This is a genomic window from Sphingomonas lutea, assembly GCF_014396785.1.
Taxonomy (GTDB): domain Bacteria; phylum Pseudomonadota; class Alphaproteobacteria; order Sphingomonadales; family Sphingomonadaceae; genus Sphingomicrobium; species Sphingomicrobium luteum.
This window is the reverse complement of the sequence record NZ_CP060718.1, coordinates 203869-229399: the sequence shown is the minus strand read 5'-3', so window position 1 is coordinate 229399 and position 25531 is coordinate 203869. Positions and strand designations below refer to the sequence as shown.

The following is a 25531-nucleotide window of genomic DNA, read 5'->3' as shown; positions in this document are numbered from 1 at the left end:
ACTCTTCGGAAGAGATTAGCGGCGCGACGCGGTCTGGGTCGCGGCCTGGCGCTCGGCCGGGCTGATCTGCCCGTCCTTGTTGGTGTCCATCTGGTCGAAGCGGACGAGGACCGGCGAACGATATTCGTCGAGCGTGACCTTGCTGTCCTTGTTCTTGTCGAGCGGGTTCATGAGGTTGAGGCCATTGCCCGTCGGCACCGTTCGCGTGGGCGCGACCGCCATGAATTCGGCCTTGCTCAGCGAACCGTCCTTGTTGGTGTCGAGCTGGGTGAAGCGGGCGTCGACCTGCTGGCGGGTCGCGTTCAAGCGCTGCTGCTGCGACTTCTGCTCGGCGGCGGCAAGCTCGGCCGCGGTCAGCGTGCCGTCGCCATTGCCGTCGATCAGCTTGAAATTATTGTCGAGGTTCCGGAGCAGGGTGGCGCGGTTGGGCGTCTGCTGCGCGGCCGGGGCGGCGGTGGCAGGCCGCGTCGCGGTCTGCGCGGCGGCGGCCACCGGAGTCGCGGCGGCGATCGTCAGCGCGGCAATCGAAAGGATTCGGTAGGTCACGGGATTCTCCCCCAAAGATGAGCAAGATGATTGGATCCGGGGCCGCCCGATACCAAGCCGGAGCGGCGCCGTCGATGCAGGCCATGATCGCGCACGTCACCTTGCTGCCAACTGAACTGCGCGTCGCCCCGCGCGGCCCGCGCCTCGCGCGCACGGGCTGAAAACCGCCGTTTACGAACTGTTGCGCCGCTGCCACAGGCCGCTAGTCAAATGGCGCCATGTTGCAAAGCGGATCAACTTTTCGGCTTTGCTTTTCCCCAATGTCAGCCATAAGCCACCCTCAGAGGAATGTTCCGCCAGACGGGGTCATTGTGCGCAACGCGAGCGCGCCAACGACCGCTCAGTCCGCCGGGCAAAGCATTCCGAGAGTACAACGAAAAGGCCGCGGCCGCGGCCAAGACAGGGGACGAATAGATGAAGACCTCGAACCGTATCGCGCTGCTTGCCGGTGCATCCGTAACAGCAATTGGGCTAGCGACGCCCGCCTTCGCGCAGACGACGCCGGCGCCGGTTGCGACCTTCCCGAACTTCGTCATTTGCCCGGCCGACGCGCCGGACCCGACGCCGTTCGTTGCGGACTGCACCTATGGCGTGATTCTCGGCACGACCGCCGCGCCGCTCGCGGGCCCGCAGGTTGCGACCGTCAACACGCAGCCGACCGGCCAGGTCGAACAGATCCTGACCGCCGCGACGGTCGACATCGACATCATCAATAACGGCGACACGCGCATCATCGCGCAAGCGGTCGTCAACAGCGACGACGCCACCGCGCAGGTGCTCAACGGCATCGAGCAGGACGGCGAAGCGACGGCTGGCAGCGCCGACGTCACGATCGACAACAATGCGCGTCTCGAAATCCTCGCGATTGCGGCGGCTTCGGGCTCGGCGGACTCGGACGCCACGGCGTTGCTGAACAGCGGCATCTTCCAGGAAGCCACGACGACGGCGGCCGGAACCGCGACCGCGACGATCACCAACGACAGCAACGAAGGCATGATCTTCCGCGCCAACGCAAGCGCCACCGGATCGGGTGCGATCTCGACGCCGAACGCGACTGCAAGCATCGGCGATAGCGTCGGTGCCGGCATTCGGCAGAACGTGAGCGCCATCAACGGCGCCGCGACCGGCACGATCACTGGGACGGCGCAGGGCCCCAACGCCCTGGTGTTCGACGTGGATGCGGTTTCCACGGGCACCACCGCCGTCGCTTTCGGCGAAATCGACGCCGGCATCTGGCAGTCGGTCAATTCCACGGCGGGCGGCAATGCCAGCGCGGTGATCACCGGGGCTGCCGCCACCGGGAACACGGCCACCACGAACGGCGGCGGGCTTCGCGCAACGCTCGACGTGACGGCGACCAGCTCCAGCACGGCCGGCGGCCAGGACGCCGACGCGACGGCTGATCTTGAGGTGGTCCTGCAGACGGCCAACGCCACTGCCGGCAACGCCAGCGCACTGATCGACATCAATGGCGTCTGGGATATCGACGCCGTCATCGGCGCGTCGACCGCGGGAACGGGCAACACGACGACCGCCAACCTCATCGAGACGGCGGCCGAAGGCGTCATCCGCCAGGTCGCAACGTCTGCCGGCGGCGCGGCCAACACGGCGACTGCCGAGCTGACCAACGACCGTGCGCTGGACATGAACCTTGCGGTGACTGCGACGGGCCGCGGCAACGCTGCGCTCGCTCTTGCAGCCGATGCCGACCTGGTCATCTTCGGCGTGGTTCAGGCGGCGAGCACGACCGGTGGTACCGGGACGGGCACGACCAACTTCATCAACCGCGGCCTCGTTTCGATGGTCAATTCGGCGACCGCCACGGGCACGCTTGGTGACGTTCCGGGTGCGACCAACTCGCAGTCCGACCTTGCTTTCGTCGGTGTCACGCAGACTGCCGAGGACCTCGCCCGCTTCGACAATACGGCGACCCCGGGCACGCTCCCGGCGGGTGCAGTTGCACGTTCCTACACGGTGACGGGCACGGCGACGGCTTCGGGCCTTGAGGGCGCTGTTGCGAACTCGACGGTCGTGGGCGTCGATCAAAACCTCAGCGCACGCGGTGCGACGGTGCAGTTCGACAACGACGCGGCGTTCAGCGTCACGGCGACGGCTGCGACCAACGCCACTTCGACGGCGGCCACGGTCATCTCCACGTCCCTCGCGCATGGTCTCGAGGTCGACGGTGAAGCCGCGATCCTGGCGATCGACAATGACGCGGCGTTCAACGTCACGTCGAACGCCACGAACAACCAGAACGGCAACGTCGGCAATGCGACCGCGATCGGCATGGACATCGACGCCGACACGGCTGACGTGACGTTCGCTGCCGCACTCAGCGGTGTGGTTCGCAACGACGCCACGATGACCATCCTGGGCAATGGCGACGATGCGGGCACGGCGACGGGCATCCGGCTTGAGGGCGGCGCGCTGACGGCGACCGTCACCAATGCGGGCACGCTCAATGTCGACGCGATCGGCGGTCGTTCCGCGACCAATCTCGGAACGGCGACGGCGACCGGCATCCTGGTTCAAACCGACGCGGGTGCGCTCATCCCGTTGGCGGCGACCACCGGCACGATCGTCAACTCGGGCACGATCCGCGTTCGTGAGAGCGTCGACAACGGCGCGACCTTCCGTCGCGGCGACGCCATCAACACGGCGGCGGCACCGAACGCGGTTGCGATCAACCTGCTCGGCGGCGGCAGCATCTTCGGCGACATCGTTCTCAGCGCCGACGACGTTGTCACGGTCGACAATGGCGAAACCAGCCTGGAAGGCACGATCAACCCGGCTTGCGCCCCGGTTGCCGAGCTGACCGCGCTCGACCTCGTCACCACGGCCTGCACCACGGGCACGCTGTCGATCACCAACGACGGTTCGCTGTTCCTGCGCAGCCGTCAGCTGACCGGCCCGACGACCGAGGTCAACGCACCGTCCTATGTGTTCGTCGACACCTTCAACCAGGCCGCCGGCGGCGTGCTCGTTCTCGAGCTGCAGCCGAACACCGCGGAAGGCGTCTTCGACTCGGACGGCGGCGCGGCGCCCGCGGGCACCTACCCGCGCGTCTTCGCCGACACGGCCAACCTTGGCGGCTCGCTTGAGGTTCGCCTCAACCCGCTGAACGGCCTGTTCGCGGACACCTACACCTGGAACAACGTGATCGACGCGTCGGTCCGGAACGGCGACTATGAAGGCGCCGGCGAGTGCACGATCGGCGGCCTCTATGCCGACTCGATCCTGCTCACGCTCGATTGTATCCCGGAAGCGGGCAACATCGACCTGGCGCTGACCCGTACGTTCTTCGATGAGGTCGACGGCCTTAACCAGAACGGCATCAACGTCGGTGCGGGCCTCGAGTGCATCTACGACACCGTCCTCGTCGGCGGCATCGCGGACGTCCTCAGCGACCTGTTCCAGATCGACACGGCTGAAGAGTATAATGCGGCGCTCAACGTCCTCGCGGGCGCGAGCTACGCCAACTACCTGCAGTCGTTCCAGTCGCTGGGCGTTCGCTACAACGACCTGCTCGACCATGCGACCTCGTGCGAGATCCCGGCCCTGGCCGGCTCGGTCATCGAGTGCCGCGCTTCGGCTCCGCTGCACCTCTGGGGTCAGTTTGACTACCAGCGCCGCAAAGCCGATGGCGACCTCGAAGCCAACGACTACAAGGCGAAGCGCTGGTCGGCCCTGATCGGTCTTGATGGCAACATCATGAACAATGTGATCATCGGCGGCAGCGTCGGCGTCGTGAACAACGACACCGTCGACGAAGGCCTGATCGGTCACGACGTCGATGCCAGCGGCTACCAGATCGGTGCCTACGGCGTGTTCGACCCGGGTCCGTTCTACGCCAAGGTGATGGGCACCTATAACTGGTTCGACGGTGACGCGAATCGCGTGATCGATCTGGTCCAGTTCGGCGGCAACTTCATCAACAACGTCGAGGGCGACCCCGACGTGCGGATGTGGACGCTGGGTCTCCATGCCGGTGCGCGCTTCCCGTTCGGCGGTTCCGCCACGGTCACGCCCTACGCCAACCTCGACTATGTCGCGGCGACGCTGAAGGGCTTCACCGAAACGGGTGCCGCGGGTCCGGGCCTGACGATCTACGACAGCGAATCGAACCACACCTACGGCACGCTCGGCGTGAAGCTGGCTGGTCAGTTCGCCGGCGTCGTTCCGGAACTCAACCTTGGCTACCGTCACCGCTTCGGCGACCGTCGCTCGAGCTTCACGGCATCGTTCCTCGAGGATGATGGCTGCGAGTTCGACGTGATCTCGGCGAGCGAGAAGCGCGGTGCCTTCATCGGCGGCCTCAGCGTCGGCGGTAAGGTTGGCCCGATCGATCTCCGTCTGGCCTACACCGGTGAGTATAACAGCAACGTCACGAGCCATGCGGGTAACTTCCGCGTGATCATCCCGATCGGTGGTCGCGCAGCCCCGGCTCCGGCGCCGGTTCCGGTCGAGGCAGCTCCGCCGCCTCCGCCGCCGCCGCCGCCGCCGCCCCCGCCGCCTCCCCGCCGCCGCCGCCGCCGGCCGCTGGTGAGCGCGGTCAGTAAGGGACGGCCTCGGGCTCGACCGGGCCTGGGAACGGACATGACAAGAGGAGGGAGGGGAGCAATCCCCTCCCTCTTTCTTTGTGCGTGCGCGCCGGGCGTTCGCGTCGCGCAATGCGCGTGCTAGGCAGCATCGCTCAGGGCACCACGCGGGGACCTTCTTTGGCGGAACTGACGCATCTCGACCGGCTCGAGGCGGAGAGCATCCACATCATGCGCGAGACGGTCGCGGAGGCCGCTCGCCCGGTCATGCTCTATTCCATCGGCAAGGATTCCGCGGTGATGCTGCACCTCGCCAGGAAGGCGTTCTTTCCGGCGCCGCTGCCGTTCCCGTTGCTCCACGTCGATACGACCTGGAAGTTTCGCGACATGTACGCGCTTCGCGACAAGGTGGCTGCGGATCCGGGCGTCAGGCTGATTGTCCACGTCAACCGCGACGCCGAGAGTCAGGGGATCAACCCCTTCGACCACGGCCCTGCGCACACCGATCTGTGGAAGACGCAAGGGCTCAAGCAGGCGCTCGACGCGCACAGGTTCGACGCGGCGTTCGGCGGCGCCCGGCGCGACGAGGAGAAGAGCCGCGCCAAGGAGCGCATCTTCAGCTTCCGCGACCGCAACCACCGCTGGGACCCCAAGCGCCAGCGGCCCGAGGTGTGGGCCAATTACAATCTGCGCACCAACGCCGGCGAGAGCATGCGGGTGTTCCCGCTGTCCAACTGGACCGAGCTCGACGTCTGGCAATATATCCTGCGCGAGGGGATCGAGATCGTGCCCCTGTACTTCGCCGCCGAGCGGCCGATCGTCGAGCGCGACGGCCTGCTGCTGATGGTCGATGACGATCGCTTCCGGCTCGACGGGGCCACGCCGCAGATGCGCCGGGTCCGCTTCCGCACGCTCGGCTGCTATCCGCTGTCGGGCGCGATCGAGAGCGATGCGGCGAGTGTCGAGGAGATCATCGCCGAAATGCTGACCACCACCACGTCCGAACGCCAGGGCCGCGCGATCGACCGCGACGGCGGCAGCGCGAGCATGGAGAAGAAGAAGCAGGAGGGCTATTTTTGAGCGCCTCCGCGCCCGGCGTCGCCCCGGATATCGCATCATGGATGCGCGAGCAGGACGGGATGGAGCTGCTGCGCTTCATCACCTGCGGCAGCGTCGACGACGGCAAGTCGACGCTGATCGGGCGGCTGCTCTTCGACAGCAAGCAGATCTTCGACGACCAGCTTGCGGCGGTCGAGGCCGACAGCGCGCGGCACGGCACGCAAGGGGATGCGGTCGACCTCGCGCTGCTGGTCGACGGGCTGTCGGCCGAGCGCGAGCAGGGCATCACGATCGACGTCGCCTACCGCTTCTTCAACAGCGCGCGGCGCAAGTTCATCGTCGCCGACACACCGGGGCACGAGCAATATACGCGCAACATGGTCACCGGCGCGTCGACCGCCGACGCGGCGGTCCTGCTGGTCGATGCGCGCAAGGGGGTGCTGACCCAGACCCGGCGCCATTCCTATCTCGCCCGCCTGGTCGGCATCCGCCACCTCGTTCTGGCGGTGAACAAGATGGACCTGGTCGATCATGACCGGCAAGCGTTCGACGGAATCTGCGCAGACTATCGCCTGTTCGCCGAACAGATCGGCGTGCCCGACTGGACCGCGATTCCGCTGTCGGCGCTGACCGGCGCCAATGTGATGGAGCGCAGCAGCGCCATGCAGTGGTACGATGGGCCGAGCCTGCTCGAGGTGCTGGAAACGGTGCCGCTCGATACCGCCGCGGATGCGGCCAAGCCGCTCCGCCTGCCGGTGCAATGGGTCAACCGGCCAAGCCATGACTTCCGCGGCTTCGCGGGACAGATCGCCGCGGGGACGTTGGCCCCGGGGACCGAAGTCCGCATCGCGCCGTCGGGCCGGACGACGCATGTTGCGCGGATCGTCACCAGCGACGGCGATCTCGACGAAGCGCGCGCCGGGCAATCGGTCACGATCACCTTCGCTGACGAGGTCGACTGTTCACGCGGCGACGTCATTGCCGCGGCAAGCGCGCCGCCCGAAGTGGCCGACCGGTTCGAAGCGACCATCGTGTGGATGGCCGAGGAGGACCTGCTGCCGGGCCGCGGCTATTGGCTGAAGATCGGCACGCAGACGGTGACTGCGACGGTCCAGCGCCCGAAATATGAGGTCAACGTCAACACGCTCGAGCAGCTCGCGGCGCCGACGCTGAGGCTTAACGCGATCGGCGTGGCGGAAGTGGCAACAGATCGGGAGATCGTGTTCGAGCCCTATGCCGCCGAGGGCGCGAGCACGAACAAGGTACTCGGCGGATTCATCCTGATCGACAAGCTGAGCAATGCGACGGTGGCGTGCGGGATGCTGCACTTCGCGCTTCGCCGCGCCCACAACATCCACCGCCAGCACCTCGAAATCGGGCGCGACACGCACGCCGTGATCAAGGGGCAGAAGCCCGCGGTGCTGTGGTTCACCGGACTTTCGGGCGCCGGCAAATCGACCATCGCCAACATTGTCGAGAAGAAGCTGGCGGAGCGCGGGCGCCACACTTTCCTGCTCGACGGCGACAATGTCCGCCACGGCCTCAACCGCGACCTCGGCTTCACCGAGGCTGACCGGATCGAGAATATCCGGCGTGTCGGCGAGGTGGCGCGGCTGATGGCCGATGCCGGGCTGATCGTGCTGACCGCCTTCATCTCCCCCTTCCGGGCCGAGCGGGCGATGGTGCGCGCGATGCTGCCGGAAGGCGAGTTCATCGAGATCTTCATCGACACGCCGCTGGCCGATGCCGAGCAGCGCGACGTCAAGGGCCTCTACGCCAAGGCCCGCGCCGGCGAGCTCAAGAACTTCACCGGCATCGACAGCCCCTATGAGCCGCCGGAAGCGCCTGACATCCGGATCGATACCACGCAGATGTCGGCGGAGGAGGCTGCAGAGCTCATCGTCGAAGCGCTTCTGAAGCGGCGTTAGGCTGCCCTTCGGCCCGCGAATCGGCTACGAGACTCGCGAAAAAGGGGACCACCATGATCAGACCGATCCTCATTGCCGCCGTTGCCCTGTTCCCGGCGTGGGGGGCGGCACTTGCGCAGGACAGCGACGACCTTCGTGTGCGCGTCGGATTGGGCGCGCAGGTGCAGCCGAAGTTCATCGGTGCGGACGAAAGCGAGCTGGCGCCGTTGTTCGAACTCGATTTCGCGCGCGGATCGAATGCGTTCGACTTCGAGGCGCCCGACTACCGCTTCGGTCTGGACGTGATCTCGAGCGGCGGCTTCTCGGCGGGGCCATCCGCGAGCTTCGCGAGCAGCCGGAAGGAATCCGATGTCGGCGCGCCGGTGGGGAAGGTCAAAAGCACCGTCGAATTGGGCGCGTTTGCGAGCTACGCGGTGTCCGACACGATCCATCTGCGCGCCGAAATCGTGAAAGGCCTGGGCGGGCACAAGGGGATCGTCGGTCAGCTTGGCGCGGACGCCGTGTGGCGCGACGGCGACCGTTATGTCTTTTCGGTCGGACCACGGCTGCTGTTTTCCAACGCACGTTACCACCGCGCTTATTTCGAGGTGACCCCTGCGGCGGCGCTGGCGACGGGCCTGCCCGAATATCGCCCGAGCGGCGGAATCCACGGCGTCGCGCTGGCAAGCGGCCTGTCGACCCAGTTCACGCCGCGCATCGGCATGTTCGGTTACGCGCGTTACGAGCGGCTGGTCGGCGATGCCGCGGATTCGCCGATCGTGCGCGAACTCGGATCGCGCAACCAGCTGTCGGGCGGAATCGGCCTCAACTACACCTTCACGATCGACCGCTAGGCGGCCGCCGCGATCCGATTGTGCTCGAACAGGCCCCCGGCCCGTCCTGCGCTCAATCGCCCTGACCGGGGTCGGCGGAGAAATATTTGTCGTATTTGCCCGCTTCACCCTTGTGCTCGTCGGCGTCGGCGGGGCTGTCTTTCTTGCGCGTGATGTTGGGCCATTGCGACGAGAAGGTCGCGTTGAGCTCCAGCCACTTTTCCTGGCCGCTTTCGGTATCGGGCAGGATCGCTTCGGCCGGGCATTCGGGCTCGCACACGCCGCAATCGATGCATTCGTTGGGATTGATGACGAGCATATTCTCGCCCTCGTAGAAGCAGTCGACCGGACAGACCTCGACGCAGTCCATATATTTGCAGCGGATGCAGGCGTCGGTGACGACGTAGGTCATGGTTGAAGGCTCCCTTTGCTCGCTCGCTATGTCGCGGGCTGGCCGGCGTCAATTCCCAGCTCTTCGAAGCAGGCGCGCGCCTCGGCCGGCGGGCCCCGCCGGGCGGGCAAAGCAAGCACTCGGAGGATGCGGACCTGCCCATGCAGCGGAAGCGCGACCACGCTGCCGACGCGCACCTCTTCGCTATGCTTCTCGACGCGCTTGCCGTCGATGCGGACATAGCCGCCGTCGATCACCGCCTGCGCCAAAGTGCGGCTCTTCGTCAGTCGGATGCAGTGGAGGTATCGGTCGATCCGCATTGCGCCGTCATCGCGAGTTCGTCGCTTCGTTCATCGCGATGACGATCATCGCTTGAGCTTGGCCAATTCGGCGAACGCGTTGGACGTGGTCCCGCGCCGGTCCGGCCGGTCGGGCCGACGCCCGCGCCAGCGCCAGGCGTCGCCGGCCCTGGTGAAGCCGACCTCACCCATCAGCCGGGCGACGCTGTCCTCGCTCAGGCCGAGCGAAGTCGTGAGTGCGGTGTCGACCGGGTCGGCGCCGCCGGCCGAACGCACCTTGCGCGCATGGCTCGCCAACCGGTCGGCGAGGTCGATGCGGATCCAGTCGCGGCCGATGCGGCGATAGGCCTGCGCCGCGCCGCGCGGGTCGGCATCGGGTCCGAGCGTTGCCGCCCCCGGCGGCGGAAGTCCCGGCATCGGCGATCCCGTGCGCACCGCGAGCAGGGCCGCGCGCCAAAATTGCGCCCTTGGCTTGAGCAATGCGGGCACGAACACATCGAGTGGGCCGAGGCGGACACGAAGCCGGTGGAGGGCCTGCCGGTCGGGCTGCTCGAGATGCGAGATGGCGGCCAGCACGGCTTTGCGCGGTATCGCACCGCCGGCGTCGGCAAGCATCGCCGCCAGGGCGCGCACGCCGGCCGAGCTTTCGCGATCCGATGCGGCGGTGGCGAGGCGCTTCAGGGCGCGCAGGTGGGTGTCGATTTCCTGCTCGAGCCATTGTTCGAGGCGCGAGCGGAGCGCGGCCCGACTGGGCGCGGAGAGGCGGTCGAGCGCGCGCGCAGTGCGCAGGGCGGGCTCCAGCAGGGCACGTCCCGGCGCCAGGCGTGCGAGGACGTGACCCTGCCAGCCCACCGCAAGCGTGCCGGACTCTTCGACGACCAGGGTGAATTGGTCGCTCGATCCCTCGACGAGCGCGTTGGCGCGGCGGTCCAGCTCCTCGCCCAGGCGACGCTCGGCGGCCGCGAGCAGTAGGCGCTTGTCGGCCAGCCGCGCCGATGGGTCGACGCGGAATTCGAAGCCGGCGAGATGGCCGATCGGCTCGGGGCCGACGCTGACTTCGCCGTCCGCGGCGACAGTGACGGGCAGCGCATCGGCGCCGCGCGCACCAATGTCGCGGACGAGGACGGCGGTGCGGCGGTCGACGAAGCGCTGGGTCAAGCGTTCATGCAAGGCGTCGCTCAGCCGCGATTCCACCTCGCGCGTGCGCTCGGCCCATTTGGCCGGCTCCTTCAGCCAGTCGGCGCGGTGCGCGATATAGGCCCAGCTGCGCACCCCCGCGAGGCGATCCGCAAGCGCCTCGATGTCGCCGTTGACGTTGTCGAGCCGGGCGACCTCCGCAGCGAACCATTCGTGCGGCACATGCCCGCCTTCCTCGATATAGCTGAACAAGCGGCGGACCATGCGCGCATGGTGCATCGGGCCGACCTTGCGGAAATCAGGAAGGCCGCACACCGCCCACAGCCGCCGCGCATGTGCGCCGCGCCGCGCGGCCACTGCGGGATCCTCGGCAATGAGCTTGAGGACGGCAAGATCGATCGCTTGCGGCGCCGATCGCAGGAGCGGGTCGTCGCTGCGCATCTCGAGGCTGCGAATGAGCGCGGCGACGTCGCTGAAATCGAGGCTCGCGTTACGCCAGTAGAGGGAATCGAGCGGGCGGAAGCGATGCTCCTCGATCGCCCCGACTTCCTCCTCGCTGAAGCCGCCTGATTCTTCCGTGAGTCCGAGCGTGCCGAAGGTGCCGTCCTTCTGGTGGCGCCCCGCGCGGCCAGCGATCTGCGCCATTTCCGGGATGGTCAGGCGGCGGTCGCGGCGGCCATCGAACTTTTCCAGCCCGGCGAAGGCGACGTGCGTGACGTCCATGTTGAGGCCCATGCCGATGGCGTCGGTGGCGACAAGGTAATCGACCTCGCCGCGCTGGAACATGGCGACCTGGGCGTTGCGCGTGGCCGGCGACAGGGCGCCCATGACCACGGCGGCGCCGCCCTTGAAGCGGCGCAGCATCTCGGCCAGCGCATAGACTTGCTCGGCGGAGAAAGCGACGACGGCCGATCGCGGGGGCAGGCGCGACAGCTTGACGCTGCCCGAATAGCGCAGCGTCGAAAAGCGCGGACGGCTGACGATCTCGGCCTCGGGCAGAAGCTCGCGGATCAGCGGCCGAAGCGTGTCCGAACCGAGGATCAACGTCTCCTCGCGGCCCCGCGCGCGGAGCATCCGGTCGGTAAAGACGTGCCCGCGTTCGGGATCGATGCCGAGCTGCGCCTCGTCGATCGCGGCGAAGGCGAAGTCGCGCTGGAAATCGTCGTTGTGGTGCGTTTGCCCGCCCGGGACAGGCCCTTCGGCGCCGCTCAGGACAGGCATCGATTCGGCCGTGCACAGGAAATAACGCGCCTTGGGCGGGACGATGCGCTCTTCGCCGGTGAGGAGCGCAACGTGTGCCTCGCCCTTGAGGGCGACGACGCGGTCGTACACCTCGCGTGCGAGCAGGCGCAGCGGGAAGCCGATGACGCCCGAGCTGTGACCGCACATGCGCTCGATCGCCAAGTGGGTCTTGCCGGTGTTGGTCGGCCCGAGGATCGCCCGGACCGGTGCGTCTGAACGCGGCGCCATCATCGTCAATGTGGCAGCGCGCGCACCAAGCGCAAGGTTCCAATTTTTAGCACGGCCTTAACCCTGTTGCGGCATCACCGCTGGATGAGCTTGCCCGCGCAAAAGCCGTTCGCTGCGGAAATGCGTAGCGCGCCCGCGGGGAAGGTCGTGCCCTTTCCGGCGCGCGCTGGCTTCGGGCGCGCACGACCGCGCCGGCCATTCAGCCTCGTCGTCGATCTGACACGCGAACCGCTCGGCTGGCGCTGGTGCGCCGGTGCGGCAACGCTTGCCGGACTATGCGCCAGCGCCCTCGCGCTTGCCCCCGGCCTGGACTTTTCCGCTGCCGCCAAGCCAACCTCCCCGCGCCTTCCGCCCGGGGAAATGCGGCAATATCAGCCGCTCGCCGCTGCAGCCGCAATCGCAACGGAAGTTTCTGCCGAGACGCCCGACAGGATCGCAAAGCCGCGCGGCGTAGCGACCGGCGAGCGCGCCGGCCTGAAGCGGATCAGCGGCGACATCACCGACGGCCTTTATTGGTCGCTGCGCGGCGCGGGGGCGTCGAGCGAGACCGCCGCGCTCTATCTCCAGGCGCTCGCAACCCAGATCGACGTCGGCGAGGTGGCGCCATCCGATCGCTTCGATTTCGTCGTCGATACGCGGCGCGGAGATGCGCTCGTCTATGCGGCACTCGACCGGCAATGGGCAGGCGACGTGGCGGTCATCCGCTGGCCGGGGCCGAACGGCGCGTGGCTCGATTCGTCCAACGCCGGCGAGCATCGCACGCTGAGCGGCCTCATGAGCCCGGTGGCGGGCCGAATCACCTCCGGCTTCGGATCGCGTACCCACCCGATCTTGCGCTTCACCCGCTTCCATGCCGGAATCGATTTCGGTGCGGGGATGGGAACGCCGATCGTTGCCGCCGCCGACGGCCAAGTCGTCGATGCCGGCTGGGCCGGCGGATACGGACGGCGCGTCGCGGTGGCGCATGGCGGCGGGATCGTTACCACTTATTCGCACATGAGCGGCTTTGCCGCCGCTGCAGGGACTCCAGTCCGCCAGGGCCAGGTGATCGGCTACGTCGGGTCCTCCGGCCTGTCGACCGGCCCGCACCTTCACTTCGAGGTTCGCCTGAACGGCCGGGCCGTCAATCCGCTCGCGGTGCAACTGGTCCAGCGCCAGGCTTATTCGAAAGCGCAGCAGCAAGCGATGAAGGCGCGCGTCCGCGAGATGACGTCGATCCCGCAAACGACCAGCTAATCAGCGCTTCGTGTCGGGGGCTCGTTCCCCTCATCCTCGAACCGGAGCAGGTCGCCCGGCTGGCAGCCGATGACGGCGCAGAGCCTGGCCAGCGTCTCGAAGCGGACGCCCTTCACCTTGCCCGAGCGGAACAGCGACAAGTGCGTCTCGCTGACGCCCACGGCGCGCGCGACGTCCTTGGCCTTGAGGCCGTTGCGGGTGATGAGCTCGTCGAGCGTGACGCGGATGCGCATGGCTAGAAGAACGCCTCGAGCTCGCGCTCGGCATGGGCCGCGCGGGCGATCAGCTGGCCGACGAAGATCATGCCGAGCCCAATAACGCCGAGCACGAGGGTCGAGATATCGGCGTCGATCAGCCGCGTCGGCGTCTGACCAATTGCGCGCGCAAGCAGCGGTACGACCAGCAGGGCCGTGGCGGCGCTTGCCGCAAGCAAGGCGCCGACGCGGCGGAAGGCGGTGACGGCGACCCGCCCGAACGGCTGACCGGCGGCGGCGGCCGCTGCCGCGGTGCGCAGGCACCACAAAGCAGCAAGGTTCATCAGTGCCGGCAGGCTGAGCAGAAGCTGCGCCGGGAGTTGTGCTGCATCGACGCCGCCCCGCCGGTAAGCGCCCGCATAACCCAGGCGCTCGGCCACCAGGATGAGCAGCAACCCCACCGCCGCGCCCGTCAGCAGCATGCGCAGTCGCACTGCGGAAACACGCACCGGATCGCCTTCGTCTCGAGCCATGAAACTTAACCTTGACTTAAAGAACACTCATCCACCATCTTTAAGTTACAGCTAAAGATTCGGAGCGGTGGATGCAATATGCGATTGAGACGGCTGGGCTGCGCAAGGCCTATGGGGGCGTGCATGCGGTCGATGGGATCGACCTTCGGGTTCCAGCGCGGTCGGTGACGGGGTTCCTTAGGCCCAACGGGGCGGGGAAGACCACGACCATCCGCATGCTGCTCGGCCTGACTCGGCCGGATGCGGGGCGCATCACGATGCTGGGGATGGCCATGCCCGGTGCGCGGCGGCGGGTTGCACGGAACGTCGGCGCATTGGTCGAAACGCCGTGCCATTACGACAATCTGACCGGGCGCGAGAATCTCGAGATCAGCCGCCGGCTGCTCGCCCTCGACGCGGACGAGCCCGACCGCGTGCTCGCGCTGATGGGATTGCACGGTGCGGCGGGCAAGCGCGTCGGCGACTATTCGCTGGGCATGCGCCAGCGCCTCGGCATCGCCCGCGCATTGCTCGGCGCGCCCAAGCTGCTGATCCTCGACGAGCCGACCAACGGCCTCGATCCCGATGGGATCGTCGAAGTGCGCGAACTGATCCGCGCGCTGCCGCGCGACGCGGGCACCAGCGTCCTCCTGTCGAGCCATCTGCTGGCCGAAGTCGAGCAGACCGTCGATCATGTCGCGCTGATCCACGGCGGGCGGCTTCTGGCGCAGGGGCCGCTTGCCGGCGTGCTGTCCGATGGCGGCCCGCGCATCCTGGTCGAAGTCGGCGACGCGCTGGGCGCGCTGCGCCTGCTCCGGTCGCAAGGGATATGCGCCGCCGCGCGCGACGGGCGGCTGATCGAAGTGCCCGACCCGCGCCTGTCCCCGGCCGACCTCAACCAATTGCTGGTCAATCACGGCGTTGCGGTGTCGCGGCTGACGCAGGAGCGGCCCTCGTTGGAAAGGATCTACATGGACTTGACCGACACCTCGCTTGCGCGGGCAGCATGATGCCCGCGCCGCTGACTGCCGAGCTGCTCAAGCTCCGCCGCTCGCTCGTCCTGCTGGTGACCTTCGCGGCGCCGCTGTGCGTGCTCGCCTTTGCCGCGATCGCGCTCGGCACGCGCACCGCGGAAGTGAAGTGGGAACGCTACCTCGACGAAGGCCTCGCCATGTGGTCCTTCTTCATGCTGCCGATGTCGGTGACCGCGGTCGCGACCCTGCTGGCGCAGATCGAGCATGGGTCGCGCATGTGGAACCACCTGCTCGCGCTGCCGACGCATCGCGCGACATTGTTCGCAACCAAGGCAGGCGTGGCCTTCATCCTGCTGCTGGCGATGCAGCTGATTGTCTATGTCGGCCTTTATGCCGTCGGCTATGCGGTGGGGGCGGTGTTGCCCGACCGTGCACCGGTGGGCGACCGGCAGTTCGACGACATGGCAGTGGGCATGGCCGCCATGGCATTGGGCGCGATCCCGACGGTGCTGCTGCAATTGTGGGTCGCGCTGCGCTGGCGCAGCTTCGTCGTGCCGCTGATCGTCGGCATCCTCGGCACCTTCTTCGCTTTGGTCATCACTGCGTCGGGGGTCACGGTCTACATTCCCTGGCTGCTGCAGATCTATGCGACGATGTGGCCGAAGCCGGCGGGCGTCATCGGCGTATACGCAGCGCTGGCGAGCGGCGCGGGCATTCTGCTGGCGATGCTGTGGGACCTCGGCCGCCGCGAAATGCGCACCGCGTGACTTGCGGTGTGTTATTCCAGTGATACAGGGAAATTTGAAAACCGGAGAGTCGCATGCGCCTGCCGATCATCACTGTCGTCGCCTTTGCCTTGCTGTCGCTCGGCCAGCCCGCGGACGCCAATCCGCAGCTGGCGGCGATCCCGGGCGCGCGGGCGAACATGGACCTGCTCGCGCCGCAGCCGTTCCAGTCGCGCGCATTCGCTTATCCGCACGAGCTGACGATTGCGCTGCCGGCGAGCTATGCGGCGCAGCCCGGGCGCAAATATCCGGTGCTGTGGGTGCTCGACGGGCCATTGATGACGCGCGCGGTGGTCGGCATCCTCGACACATTGGTGATCGGCAACCACGCGCCGGAAATGATCGTCATCGGAATCGGCAGCCCGGCCAAGGACGGGCTCGCCGGGGTGGGCCGGCGGATCGTCGAATATTCGCCGCAAGGTCGCGGCTACGCACCGCCGGGACTGGCGGGCGAAGCCTGGGCCAAGGTCGCGCCGATCCCCGACTTCCCGCACCGTGCCGACGACTTCCTGGCAATGCTGATCGACGACCTGCGGCCGCGGCTTGCGGCTCGCTACCGCTTCTCGGGGGAGCATACGCTCTACGGCCACTCCGCGGGGGGATGGTGGCGGCATATTCCATCTTTCAGCGCGGCGCTTTCCAGAAAGTGATCCTAGGCAGCCCGTATCTTGCCGGGGTGGATGGCGCCGTGTTCAAGGCCGAAGCGGCTTATGCGAAGCGCCACAAGACGCTTCCCGTCGCGCTGTTCATCGGCGTGGGCGGGGGCGAAGTCGACGAATGGTTTCTGGCTGCGTCCAACATTGTCAGTTCGACCGCTTCGTTCGCGGAGACGCTGCACTTGCGCGGCTATGCGGGTGCCGAGGTCACCACGCGCATCTATTCGGACGAGGACCACTACACCGTTGTCCCCCGCGTCATCGGGGACGGCATTCGCCATCTGTGGCGCGATGAAGCGCGCAAGCTCGGCTCGTCATGGCCGGCCCGGCCGGCGGCCGATCAGACGCGGTAACGGGAGGGGAAGACGATCAGGAGAGCGTCGAGCTTTCGTTCGCGGACCGTCCGGGAAAGTGTGCCGGCGCGGGTCAGCGGGTCGCCGCTGTTGATCCCGATGTCCCAGCTGAAGCGGTGGATCTTGCGCGCTGTAAGAAAGCGGTCCAGCTCGCGGTCGACGAAAGGCTGCAGGCGGGCATCGTAGGTGACTGCGCCGAAGCGGCCCCTGTCGATGGTCGCGCGGAGCTCGGCACCCAGCCGGTCCGTGGCTTGCGGGCCCTGTCCGAGGGCCGCCGCAATGCGCTCGGTCGGCAGGTAGAAGCCGTGTCGAAAGCCACTGCCGGAAACGGAGACGATTTCGGGGAAGGTCGCATCCGACGGCGTTTCGACCAGCGCTCGACCGCGGATGCGGTATTTGGCGTCGAGACGGCCGAATTCGCGCATGGCCTGGGCCAGATTGTCCGGTCTCGGATTCTTCCAGTCGAGCCACAGGCGGAGATTCGGGCGGTCTGCCGCCGCCGCGAGATAAGCGTCGAGATTCAAGCCAGTGCTGGGCGCGGGCGGGTGCCGCACGTCGAAGCGCTGCGTTCGAGGATCGAACACCAGATCGACCTCGACCCCAGCGAACAAAGACTTCGCTTCGAGCAAGGCGCCGATCGAGTTGACGCGATGCGCCCATATTCTTGGCGCTTCGGGCGTGCGCGCCAGCAGCGACCGCGCGGTCGTTTCATATGCGTAGGTTGAAACGAGACGATAAGCCGCAGCCAGGATCAGCAGGCCTCCAAAGAGGACCGCCAAGCCGACCAGCCATGGGTTCGGCCGCTTCACCGCCTGAGCGACCGCGCGCCGAGGCAGCGGCGGGCCTTAACGGCCGTGGCCGCGCCAGCGCTTGATGGTGCGTTGGATGATACCGGCTTCGTCGCCGGTTTCACACCACAGCCGAGCGAAGCTCGGGTCGGACGAGGCCGGACGCTTCTCCGGCTCGAGGTCGTCGAAACGCACGCGAATCGGAATGGCGACACCTTCACCGCAGACGATGCATTCGCGATTGCGCAGCGCAGGAATGGCATCGAGGAACCCGCGCGCGCCTTCCGGCATCGCCGCTCGGACGCAGGCCTGGTCGCGGTCGTTGTTGAGGCGCATGGAGATGATCGTACCGCACTGCGACAGCACGCCTTCGGCCAAATCCGACGGACGCTGCGTGATGAGGCCGAGCGAGACGCCGTACTTACGGCCTTCCTTGGCGATCCGCTCGAGGATCTTGCGCACGGCCTGGCCATTCGCATTCTCATCCTTGGGAACGTAGCGGTGCGCTTCCTCGCAGACCAGCAGCAGCGGGCGCTGCGCTTCGGTCCGCGACCAGATGGCATAGTCGAACACCATGCGCGCCAGCACCGAGACCACGACCGAGGTGACTTCGGACGGAACGCCGGACACGTCGACGATGGAGATCGGCTTGCCGTGGCTGGGCAGGCGGAACAGCTTGGCGATGAAGCTGCCCATCGAATCGCTGACCAGCATGCCCGAGAACATGAAGGTGTAGCGCGGGTCGGACTTCAGCTCGTCGAGCTTGGTCTTGAGCCGCTGGTACGGCAGCGTGTCGCCGGCCCGGTCGAGCTTGCCCATCTCATTGACGAGGATCGTGTTGAGATCCGCGAGCAGGTAGGGGATCGGGCTGTCGACAGTGACCTTGCCGAGCGTTTCGGCGGCCTTGCCCTTCATTCGCGCCGCCAGCAGGCATTTCGCCAGGATGTCGGCATCGCGCTGCCGCTCCGCCCCATCGGTGGTCAGCAGGACTTCGCAATGCTCTTCGAAGTTCATCAGCCAATAGGGCAACTGCAGGTTGTCCGCGTTGAAGATTTCCCCGCAGCCCTTGAACGCCGCAGAATATTCGCCGTGCGGGTCGATCATCACGATGTGACCTTCGGGCGACAACTGGGAAATGCGGTGAAGGATGAGCGCGACCGAGGTCGATTTGCCGGTACCGGTCGATCCCAGGATGGCGAAATGCTTCGACAGCATCGGATCGACGTAGAGAGCGCCGCGAATATCCTCGGTCGGATAGACGGTGCCAATTTCGATATGCGGCTCGTCGCTTGCTGCAAACACCGCGCGCAAGTCTTCGGTCGACACGGGATGCACTTCCGATCCGGGTATCGGATAACGCGTCACGCCGCGGCGAAAGTTGCTGATGCGGCCGCTCGAATCCTTGGTACCTTCACCCAGGAAATCGATCTGCGCGACGATTTCGCCCTCATCGCCCTCGCGCATCGTGCGCACGTTGGCGATCAGCCAGTTTGCGCCGACGATCATCTTGACCTGGCTGCCGACCTGACCCGACATGGCGACCGACGCGTCCGGATTGGCCTGCGTCGCGGTCAGCGCTGCGCCGTCGAGACGGACTTGCGAGCCGGAGCCGGCAATTTCCACCACCCTCCCGATGGGCGACAGCTTCTGCGCGGGCTTCGCGGCGGGCGCAGACGGCGTCTCCTCCTCGCTGAAGCTGCTGATCTGATCCACGAACTGCCGCAGATTGGGTTGATCGTTCATCTTAAGCCTACTCCACCGGTGGTGCGAAAAGCATTTAGGCGGAAGCGGTTAAGATTGGCTTAGGAACGCGTTCTGCTAGATGCGGCGCCGGAAGGCGGCTGCGGCCGTCCAGCCAAGGAAAAGCGACAGGACAACTGCCGCCAAGCCATAGAGCAAACCGTGGCGTTCGGCAGCTGCCGCGACAAAGCGTTCGAAGCCGAACTTGTTGATCTGGATGTCGCGCGTCGCAACCGCAATCACGTCCTTGCCGTCGATCAGGAAGGTTTCGGCCGTGTAGGTCCCAACCGGGACCTGGCTGGGAATGCGGATGGTGGCGCGGTAGAGAACGCGATCGGTGATCTCGACCCCGCGCGGATTCTCCGAATAGAGCGCCTGGCGCTTGCGCAGGTCGAGGAGGCCGGCTTCGAAGCGGCGTTCCTTTTCGGGCAAATTGCCGCCGCCGGGCGACAATTGGAGATTGCCGACGCCCATTTCGTAGATGGCGGCCGTGCGCTCATCGACCAGTTCCGCAATCGGGCGCGACGAGGCGACCGCGTAAAAGGAGGGCGCCGACCGGAAGCGGGCCGAGTCGGCATTCATCCAGATGCCGGCGATCTTCTGCTTTTCGCGGATGAGGATGGGCTGCACCGGCCCGCGCAGCACGACGACGATGTCGGCCGGCTCTTCGGGCGGGCGCCCGCCGGGATAGATGATCGCCCCGAACAGAAGCAGCTGGGCGCCCGTGAAGCTGTAGCGAATCTGCACTTCCCGCGCGGAGATGTCGGGGACCAGGACGGGCTTGGCCTGCGCCATCAGCAGCGGCGTCAGCAGCGATATCAGGGCAAGCCGGAGGCGCGCGTTCACAGATATTCGATCGAGTAGATTTCGTCGGGTTGCCAGGCGAGGCCAAGTGCCATGCGCAGCGCGACGACGAGGATGATGAAGCCCAGCGCCAGACGCAGCAGGTCTGGCTTGATGCGCGTGGTGAACAGCGCGCCATATTGCGCGCCGATCACGCCGCCGATGAGCAACAGGCCGGCAAGGACGATGTCGACCGCCTGCGTCGTCAGCGCGTGGATCATCGTGGTCGCCGCGCTGATCGCGAGGATCATCACCAGGCTGGTGCCGACGACGACGCGCGCGGCCATGCCGAGCAGATAGATCATCGCGGGCACGAGGATGAAGCCGCCGCCGATTCCGAGCAGCATGGTGAGGATGCCGGCGACGAAGCCCAGCGCGAGGGGCGCCAGCGGAGAGATGTAAAGCCCGGACGCGTAGAAGCGCCAGCGCAGGGGCAGGGACGCCACCCAGCGATTGTGCCGCGGCGGACTGGCACTGGCGCTGGCCTTGACATAGCCGAGGCCAACCAGCGCATCGCGCAACATCAGCGCGCCGATGCCGCCGAGGATCAGGACGTAGAGGGCGCCGATCACCACGTCGATCTGCCCGCTGGCCTGAAGCGCGCGGAAGATGGCTGCACCGGCAAGCGAGCCGACGAGCCCGCCCACGATCATCACCAGGCCCATGTGGAGATCGACGCCGCTCTTGCGCGCATGGACCATCACGCCCGACACGCTTGCGCCGGTAATCTGCGTCGCTGCCGATGCGACGGCGACGGATGGCGGGATGCCGTAGAAGATCAGCAGCGGCGTCGTCAGGAAGCCGCCGCCTACGCCGAACATGCCAGAAAGGATGCCCACCAGAAAGCCGAGCGCGACGATGAAGAGCGCGTTGACCGACTGACCGGCGATCGGAAGGTAAATGTCCATCGGCTGGCCAGCAGGACTAGCCGCAAAAGGCGCCGCGGGCCAAGCTTGCGCGCGCCGGGGGCTAATGCGTGCTGTCTAAATCCCGCGCTCGCCGCTCGGCTCAGAAATTGCCTGCCAGGGTGACCGCCGGGCCGGAGCCGGGAGCGGCGTTGCCGGCGACGCGCTGGCGCCAGTCGAGGTGGATGCGCACATTGTCGCGCACCTTCATGCTGACGCGCGGCCCGGCGTCGAGGCGGTAGAGGCCGGGCTGCACCCCGCCCCACGCGCCCGCGCCGGCGCTGAAACGGCCGAACACTGGCCGCGAAATCGCCAGTGCGCCATCGGCAAAGGCATCGCGGCTGCGCACCCCGACCACGCCGCCCTGCAGATAAGCGTCGAGCGCAAAGCCCCACGGCAGCGGGCTCTGATACAGGCCGGCTTCGGCAAAGAGGGCGAAGGCGTTGCGTCCGGTGCCGGCGCGGCCGATGCGCTGGCGCCGCTCGGCAGTGATCCAGACGGGGAGCCCGCTGACCGGCTGCACGCGCAGCCCCGCGGCCACTTCGCCGCCGCGCCGCCCGACGTCGGTGCTGGTGCGCAGCACGCCGGCAATCTGCCGCGTGGCGTGGATCGATAGCCGCGCCCCGGCCTGGCCTCCGCCGAGCTGCCCGCCGTTGGCGAGCGAGCTGGGACCGAGCGGTTGGCCCTGCTGGCCGCGCATCAGCGCCCAGGCAGTCAGCTGGAGCCGGTCGAGCGCGGGCTTGGCAGGCACGGCCGGCACGCTTTGGGTCGGCGGGATGCCGGCGGATCGCCGCGCCGGACGCGAGGCTTGCGCCATCTGTGGAAGCGTCCAGTCGTCGAGGCCGGGGATCGGGCCGTAGAACAGCGGTTCGGCGGTCGGCGCGGACGGCTGGGCCGGAAGCGATGTGCCGGGGTATTGCGCGGGCATGATCATCGGGCGGATGACCACGGGATAGGATTGCGGCATGGCGCCGTAGACATAGGGATAGCCCGGCATCATTCCCGCGCTCTCCGCCTGCTGCGGCGCGATTGGTTCGATCGGCGCGAACTGGGTTGGGACGATGGGCGGCACGCGCGCTTCGCTCGGCTGCACCGCGAACAGTTCGCGCCCCGGCAATTTGTCGAGCGTTGCGGCACGCAACACGCCCCAACCGACCAGCGCCAGTGCGAGGAAGCGCAGGGACGGGCTCATTGCGCTAACTCCACCGGGAAGATGTGCCGCGTCTTGTCCCAGCGGCGCGGTCCCCCGCTCATATGCTGGGATATGGCCCGCGCGGCGGCGAGCATGGCGATGACGTTGCCGATGACCAGGCGCGGGATGGACATCAACCCTTCGGCCAGCCCGTAGGCCGAGGTCGTGAAGGCCGCGCGCATCAGGATCCGCCAGGCGAGAAGCCAGGCGTTGATCGTCAACAGCACCGTCAGCGCCGGGTCGAGCCGCGCCTGGACGGGCGCGCCCAGTGCCTCGGCAAGCCACAATTGCGACCAGAGGAGCGCTGCCAGATAGGCCGCGACCAGCAGCAAAGCGGCAATCGGCCCGCGCCGGTCACGCATCCGCATCCAGCGTTCGCCCCAGCTCCCGCTCCAGCCCAGCCGGTCCCAGCCGGAAAGCGCAATTCCGCCTAGCCAACGGGCCTTCTGCCGTACGGCGGCGCCAAGCGTGGCCGGAAAATGCCCGCGACTTGCGACGACGCCCCGGTCGCCGGCTTGCGCTGGGATACGGACGAACATCGTCTTGAAGCCGCGCGCCCCGAGCCGGAGCCCAAGTTCGTAATCCTCGGTCATGCTGGCGCCGGCGAACGGCTTGCCCTCCTGGCGCGCAGCAAGTTCGGCCAGCGGTTTGCGCGCGATCGCGCAGCCGACGCCGGCCAGCGGGACCGCCGCGCCAACGGCTTCGCGCACGACCAGCTCCTTGATATGCGCCTCGGCAAACTCGTCGCAATAATGGCCGCTGATCCAGCGCGACCCGCGATCGACCAAAGGCAGCACGGGCAGCTGGATGACCGCCGCGCGGTCGATCAGGCGGTCGAACAGCCGGAGCTCGAGCGGGTGAACGACATCCTCGGCATCGTGCAGCACCACCGCCTTGGCGGTGCGGCCGATCGCAATCTCATGCGCGATCAGGGCGTCGTAGAGGTGATTGAGGCAATCGGCCTTGGTTGTCGGGCCGGAATGGCCAATCTGCACCGCATGGATGCGCGGGTCGGCGACGCTGGCGATCGCCGCGGCGGTCGCCGGATCGTTGCGGTAATGACCGACGAAGAGGATGTAGTTCGCGTAGTCGAAGCGCTGCAACGTCGCCCGCAGCATGTCGGCGATGACCGCCGATTCGTCCCACGCGGGAATGAAGACGGCGATCAGGCCGGGCTCCGGCGCGGGCTTGATCTCGCTGGCGAAGGCACGCGGATAGCGGCTGTACACGGTCAGCGCGCGCCAGCCGCGCCGGGCAAAGTAGATCAGGTCGACAAGCAGGTCGTTGAGCGCGAACAGCAGGAACCCGACACCCGCGAACAAGGCCAGCTCGGCCGCGGCGCGGCTGAGCAGTTCGGCAAGGAACATGGGAGGCGCCGCTAGTTAGCGGATGAGCGCAGCGTGATGTGGCGGAACGCTCGGTACATGACATGCCTCCCCTGCGGGCGAATCAAACGCAAAACCGAGCGAGGGAAAAGTGGCACACTGCTAGCCATCCCGCAAGAATGGATGATTTTCCGCTCCGCCAAGGCTTGCCACATGGGTCATACACTGCGCATAAATTATGCGCATGAATCATGCTCGCATTCAAAAAGCTCCGCGTGGTCGCAGAAAGAGCGTGCCGACCAACGTTTCGCTCGATGCCGCGCTAGTCGCTGAAGCGCGCGAGCTTGGCGTCAATATCTCGCAGGCCTCGTCGGAGGGGCTGGAGAAGGCGGTAAAGATTGCGCGCGGCGAAGCCTGGCTCGAGGAAAATCGGGCGGCGCTTCAGTGGTGGAACAACTATGTCGAGGAAAATGGACTCCCCCTCGCCAAGTATCGTCTTTTCTAGGTCGCAGACGCGTTGGCTCAATTCGATGCACGACGGCTACGAGATGAGGCCGGGCTTGTTTTGGACTGCCAAGCCGACCTGCTCGACAGTTTGCCGACGCGCTTCGTTGTGCCGCTGATCGCCCACAGCGGCCGGCAAGCGGAGACGCGCCGACTACATCCGCTCTTTATCATCGAAGGCCAGCAATATGTGATGGCAACGCACCTCGCCGGCGCTGTTGCGCAGAAAGAGCTTGGCGAGGTCGTAACATCGCTGCGGGATCATCATTTTGATATCATTGACGCCTTGGACGTCCTGCTTGGTGGGGTTTAGCCAGCCCGCGCTTGCACTGACAGCGGTAGCGGCGTGCGCCAGCGCTGCTCACGCGTCCGGTACCGTGATCCACGCCAACCCGACCTGGGCGGCGATCGACCGGGGCGGGGTGTGCGAGGCGCGGGCGCGCGCATTGCGCATTGCCGCCAAGGGCAAGATGCAGGCGATCGCGGGGTTTGCCTTTTCGGTCGACCGGCGGCGCTGGGGCGAGTTTCACGCGCGGCTGAGCCGGGCGCCGCGACCGGGTTCCAGCGTGATGCTAACCGTGGGCACGCAACAATTCCTGCTGGTCGCCCGCGGCGGCTGGGCGTGGAGCAGGGGACCGCTGCAGGAGCAGGCGATGATCGAGGCAGCGCGGGGCGCTAGCGGGATGCGGATCGATGCGCGCGACGCCGCGGGCCGCCGCTTCGTCGACCGCTACTTGCTTGCTGGGGCACCGACGGCGATCGATGCAGCGGCCGCGCGCTGCGCGAGGAAGGGGTAACCTCATGAACGTGATGGCACTGCTGATGCTGGCTGCGGCGCAGACGAGTCCTCCCGCCGCGCCGCCACCGGTGAATTGCGCTGACGCCGATCATAGCGCGCTCGATTTCTGGATCGGCGACTGGGACGTTTTCCCCGCGGGATCGACCACTCTTCTTGCCAAAAGCAAGATCGAGAAAGTCGTCGGGTGCGCAATCAGCGAAACCTATCATCAAACCGTCGGTCCGGGAGGCACGGCCATCGACTATCATGGCCGGTCGATCAGTTCCTACGTCCCGGCCGACAAGGAATGGCGCCAATTTTACGTCGATAATGGCGGCCGCGCGGCGACATTGACCGGACCCTGGCGAAAAGGCGCCGTCATTCTGTCACAACGCACGCCGGCGGGCGTCACGCGCATGACAATATCGGCGAACCCCGACGGCACCGTGCGCCAGCATGGCGAGCTGTCCAAGGACGAGGGCAAGAGCTGGTCGACCTCGTTCGACTTCATCTACCGGCGCCGCTAGAAATTTCACCGCATTCGCACTAGATAGGCCGCCTCA

The 25531-nt window shown here is 66.9% G+C and carries 26 protein-coding genes; 14 read left to right on the top strand and 12 right to left on the bottom strand.

Annotated elements, in window-relative coordinates:
* Positions 1-15: 15 nt before the first annotated feature.
* On the bottom strand, positions 16-546 hold the full coding sequence (locus tag H9L13_RS01130; RefSeq protein ID WP_187538288.1) for an EF-hand domain-containing protein: 531 nt from the start codon (positions 544-546) through the stop codon (positions 16-18).
* 17 nt (positions 547-563) lie between these two features.
* Here H9L13_RS01130 and H9L13_RS01125 point away from each other — a divergent pair, with 17 nt between their 5' ends.
* The 5 genes from H9L13_RS01125 to H9L13_RS01105 all read left to right on the top strand — a co-directional run bounded on the left by H9L13_RS01125 (position 564) and on the right by H9L13_RS01105 (position 8907).
* Positions 564-707 (top strand): hypothetical protein, encoded by a 144-nt coding sequence (locus H9L13_RS01125; RefSeq protein ID WP_187538286.1) that lies wholly within the window; start codon positions 564-566, stop codon positions 705-707.
* 253 nt (positions 708-960) lie between these two features.
* Entirely contained in the window at positions 961-5232 is a 4272-nt protein-coding gene (locus H9L13_RS01120) for an autotransporter outer membrane beta-barrel domain-containing protein (RefSeq protein WP_187538284.1), read from the top strand.
* Between the two features lie 35 nt (positions 5233-5267).
* Complete coding sequence (cysD, locus tag H9L13_RS01115; protein ID WP_235091041.1) at positions 5268-6167, top strand: sulfate adenylyltransferase subunit CysD; 900 nt, start codon at positions 5268-5270, stop codon at positions 6165-6167.
* A gap of 41 nt (positions 6168-6208) precedes the next feature.
* A complete protein-coding gene (gene cysN, locus H9L13_RS01110) occupies positions 6209-8074 on the top strand; it encodes a sulfate adenylyltransferase subunit CysN (RefSeq protein WP_187540026.1) in 1866 nt (621 codons plus the stop codon).
* Positions 8075-8127: 53 nt separating this feature from the next.
* Entirely contained in the window at positions 8128-8907 is a 780-nt protein-coding gene (locus H9L13_RS01105; RefSeq protein WP_187538280.1) for a MipA/OmpV family protein, read from the top strand.
* 52 nt (positions 8908-8959) lie between these two features.
* Here the strand turns inward: H9L13_RS01105 and fdxA are convergent, their stop codons facing one another.
* Genes fdxA through H9L13_RS01090 form a run of 3 tightly spaced genes read right to left on the bottom strand, consistent with a single transcriptional unit; the run spans position 8960 to position 12183 of the window.
* The gene (fdxA, locus tag H9L13_RS01100) at positions 8960-9298 is read right to left on the bottom strand and encodes a ferredoxin FdxA (RefSeq protein ID WP_187538278.1); all 339 of its coding nucleotides are present in this window, start codon (positions 9296-9298) and stop codon (positions 8960-8962) included.
* Positions 9299-9324: 26 nt separating this feature from the next.
* Positions 9325-9597 (bottom strand): RNA-binding S4 domain-containing protein, encoded by a 273-nt coding sequence (locus H9L13_RS01095; RefSeq protein WP_187538276.1) that lies wholly within the window; start codon positions 9595-9597, stop codon positions 9325-9327.
* A 45-nt stretch (positions 9598-9642) separates the two neighbouring features.
* Positions 9643-12183 (bottom strand): helicase-related protein, encoded by a 2541-nt coding sequence (locus tag H9L13_RS01090; protein ID WP_187540024.1) that lies wholly within the window; start codon positions 12181-12183, stop codon positions 9643-9645.
* 84 nt (positions 12184-12267) lie between these two features.
* Between H9L13_RS01090 and H9L13_RS01085 the strand changes: the two genes are divergently transcribed.
* Entirely contained in the window at positions 12268-13419 is a 1152-nt protein-coding gene (locus H9L13_RS01085; protein WP_187538274.1) for a M23 family metallopeptidase, read from the top strand.
* On the opposite strand, the gene H9L13_RS01080 is transcribed toward H9L13_RS01085, so the two are convergent.
* Positions 13416-13652, bottom strand: coding sequence for a helix-turn-helix domain-containing protein (locus H9L13_RS01080; protein ID WP_187538272.1), 237 nt, complete (start codon positions 13650-13652; stop codon positions 13416-13418). The genes H9L13_RS01085 and H9L13_RS01080 overlap by 4 nt on opposite strands.
* Positions 13653-13654: 2 nt before the next feature.
* Positions 13655-14146 carry a DUF2975 domain-containing protein gene (locus H9L13_RS01075; RefSeq protein ID WP_187538270.1) on the bottom strand — a complete coding sequence of 164 codons (492 nt, stop codon included), beginning with the start codon at positions 14144-14146 and terminating at the stop codon, positions 13655-13657.
* 71 nt (positions 14147-14217) lie between these two features.
* Between H9L13_RS01075 and H9L13_RS01070 the strand changes: the two genes are divergently transcribed.
* The 4 genes from H9L13_RS01070 to H9L13_RS01055 are packed head-to-tail and all read left to right on the top strand — an operon-like array spanning position 14218 to position 16893.
* Positions 14218-15135, top strand: coding sequence for an ABC transporter ATP-binding protein (locus H9L13_RS01070; RefSeq protein ID WP_187538268.1), 918 nt, complete (start codon positions 14218-14220; stop codon positions 15133-15135).
* The gene (locus H9L13_RS01065) at positions 15132-15866 is read left to right on the top strand and encodes an ABC transporter permease (protein ID WP_187538266.1); all 735 of its coding nucleotides are present in this window, start codon (positions 15132-15134) and stop codon (positions 15864-15866) included. Before H9L13_RS01070 ends, H9L13_RS01065 begins: the two co-directional genes overlap by 4 nt.
* Before the next feature lie 53 nt (positions 15867-15919).
* Entirely contained in the window at positions 15920-16534 is a 615-nt protein-coding gene (locus H9L13_RS01060; protein WP_187538265.1) for an alpha/beta hydrolase-fold protein, read from the top strand.
* Entirely contained in the window at positions 16531-16893 is a 363-nt protein-coding gene (locus H9L13_RS01055; RefSeq protein WP_187538263.1) for a hypothetical protein, read from the top strand. The genes H9L13_RS01060 and H9L13_RS01055 overlap by 4 nt, the downstream gene beginning before the upstream one ends.
* Here H9L13_RS01055 and H9L13_RS01050 read toward each other — a convergent pair.
* From H9L13_RS01050 to H9L13_RS01025, 6 genes are all read right to left on the bottom strand, one after another.
* Positions 16881-17672 (bottom strand): hypothetical protein, encoded by a 792-nt coding sequence (locus H9L13_RS01050; RefSeq protein WP_187538261.1) that lies wholly within the window; start codon positions 17670-17672, stop codon positions 16881-16883. The two genes, H9L13_RS01055 and H9L13_RS01050, sit on opposite strands and share 13 nt — an antisense overlap.
* A 66-nt stretch (positions 17673-17738) precedes the next feature.
* On the bottom strand, positions 17739-19424 hold the full coding sequence (locus tag H9L13_RS01045; protein WP_187538259.1) for an ATP-binding protein: 1686 nt from the start codon (positions 19422-19424) through the stop codon (positions 17739-17741).
* A 75-nt stretch (positions 19425-19499) separates the two neighbouring features.
* Positions 19500-20216: a TIGR02186 family protein gene (locus tag H9L13_RS01040; RefSeq protein WP_187540022.1), complete on the bottom strand. Its 717-nt coding sequence runs from the start codon at positions 20214-20216 to the stop codon at positions 19500-19502.
* A gap of 47 nt (positions 20217-20263) precedes the next feature.
* Entirely contained in the window at positions 20264-21172 is a 909-nt protein-coding gene (locus H9L13_RS01035; protein ID WP_187538257.1) for a sulfite exporter TauE/SafE family protein, read from the bottom strand.
* 100 nt (positions 21173-21272) lie between these two features.
* Positions 21273-22361: a hypothetical protein gene (locus H9L13_RS01030; protein ID WP_187538255.1), complete on the bottom strand. Its 1089-nt coding sequence runs from the start codon at positions 22359-22361 to the stop codon at positions 21273-21275.
* Positions 22358-23728 carry a glycosyl transferase family protein gene (locus H9L13_RS01025; protein ID WP_187538253.1) on the bottom strand — a complete coding sequence of 457 codons (1371 nt, stop codon included), beginning with the start codon at positions 23726-23728 and terminating at the stop codon, positions 22358-22360. The genes H9L13_RS01030 and H9L13_RS01025 overlap by 4 nt, the downstream gene beginning before the upstream one ends.
* Positions 23729-23978: 250 nt before the next feature.
* Between H9L13_RS01025 and H9L13_RS01020 the strand changes: the two genes are divergently transcribed.
* Genes H9L13_RS01020 through H9L13_RS01005 form a run of 4 tightly spaced genes read left to right on the top strand, consistent with a single transcriptional unit; the run spans position 23979 to position 25495 of the window.
* Complete coding sequence (locus H9L13_RS01020) at positions 23979-24191, top strand: type II toxin-antitoxin system CcdA family antitoxin (protein WP_244954817.1); 213 nt, start codon at positions 23979-23981, stop codon at positions 24189-24191.
* A 12-nt stretch (positions 24192-24203) separates the two neighbouring features.
* Entirely contained in the window at positions 24204-24503 is a 300-nt protein-coding gene (locus H9L13_RS01015; protein ID WP_187538251.1) for a CcdB family protein, read from the top strand.
* Positions 24490-24987 carry a hypothetical protein gene (locus H9L13_RS01010; RefSeq protein WP_187538250.1) on the top strand — a complete coding sequence of 166 codons (498 nt, stop codon included), beginning with the start codon at positions 24490-24492 and terminating at the stop codon, positions 24985-24987. Before H9L13_RS01015 ends, H9L13_RS01010 begins: the two co-directional genes overlap by 14 nt.
* A gap of 4 nt (positions 24988-24991) precedes the next feature.
* A complete protein-coding gene (locus tag H9L13_RS01005; RefSeq protein ID WP_187538248.1) occupies positions 24992-25495 on the top strand; it encodes a hypothetical protein in 504 nt (167 codons plus the stop codon).
* Positions 25496-25531 lie beyond the last annotated feature (36 nt).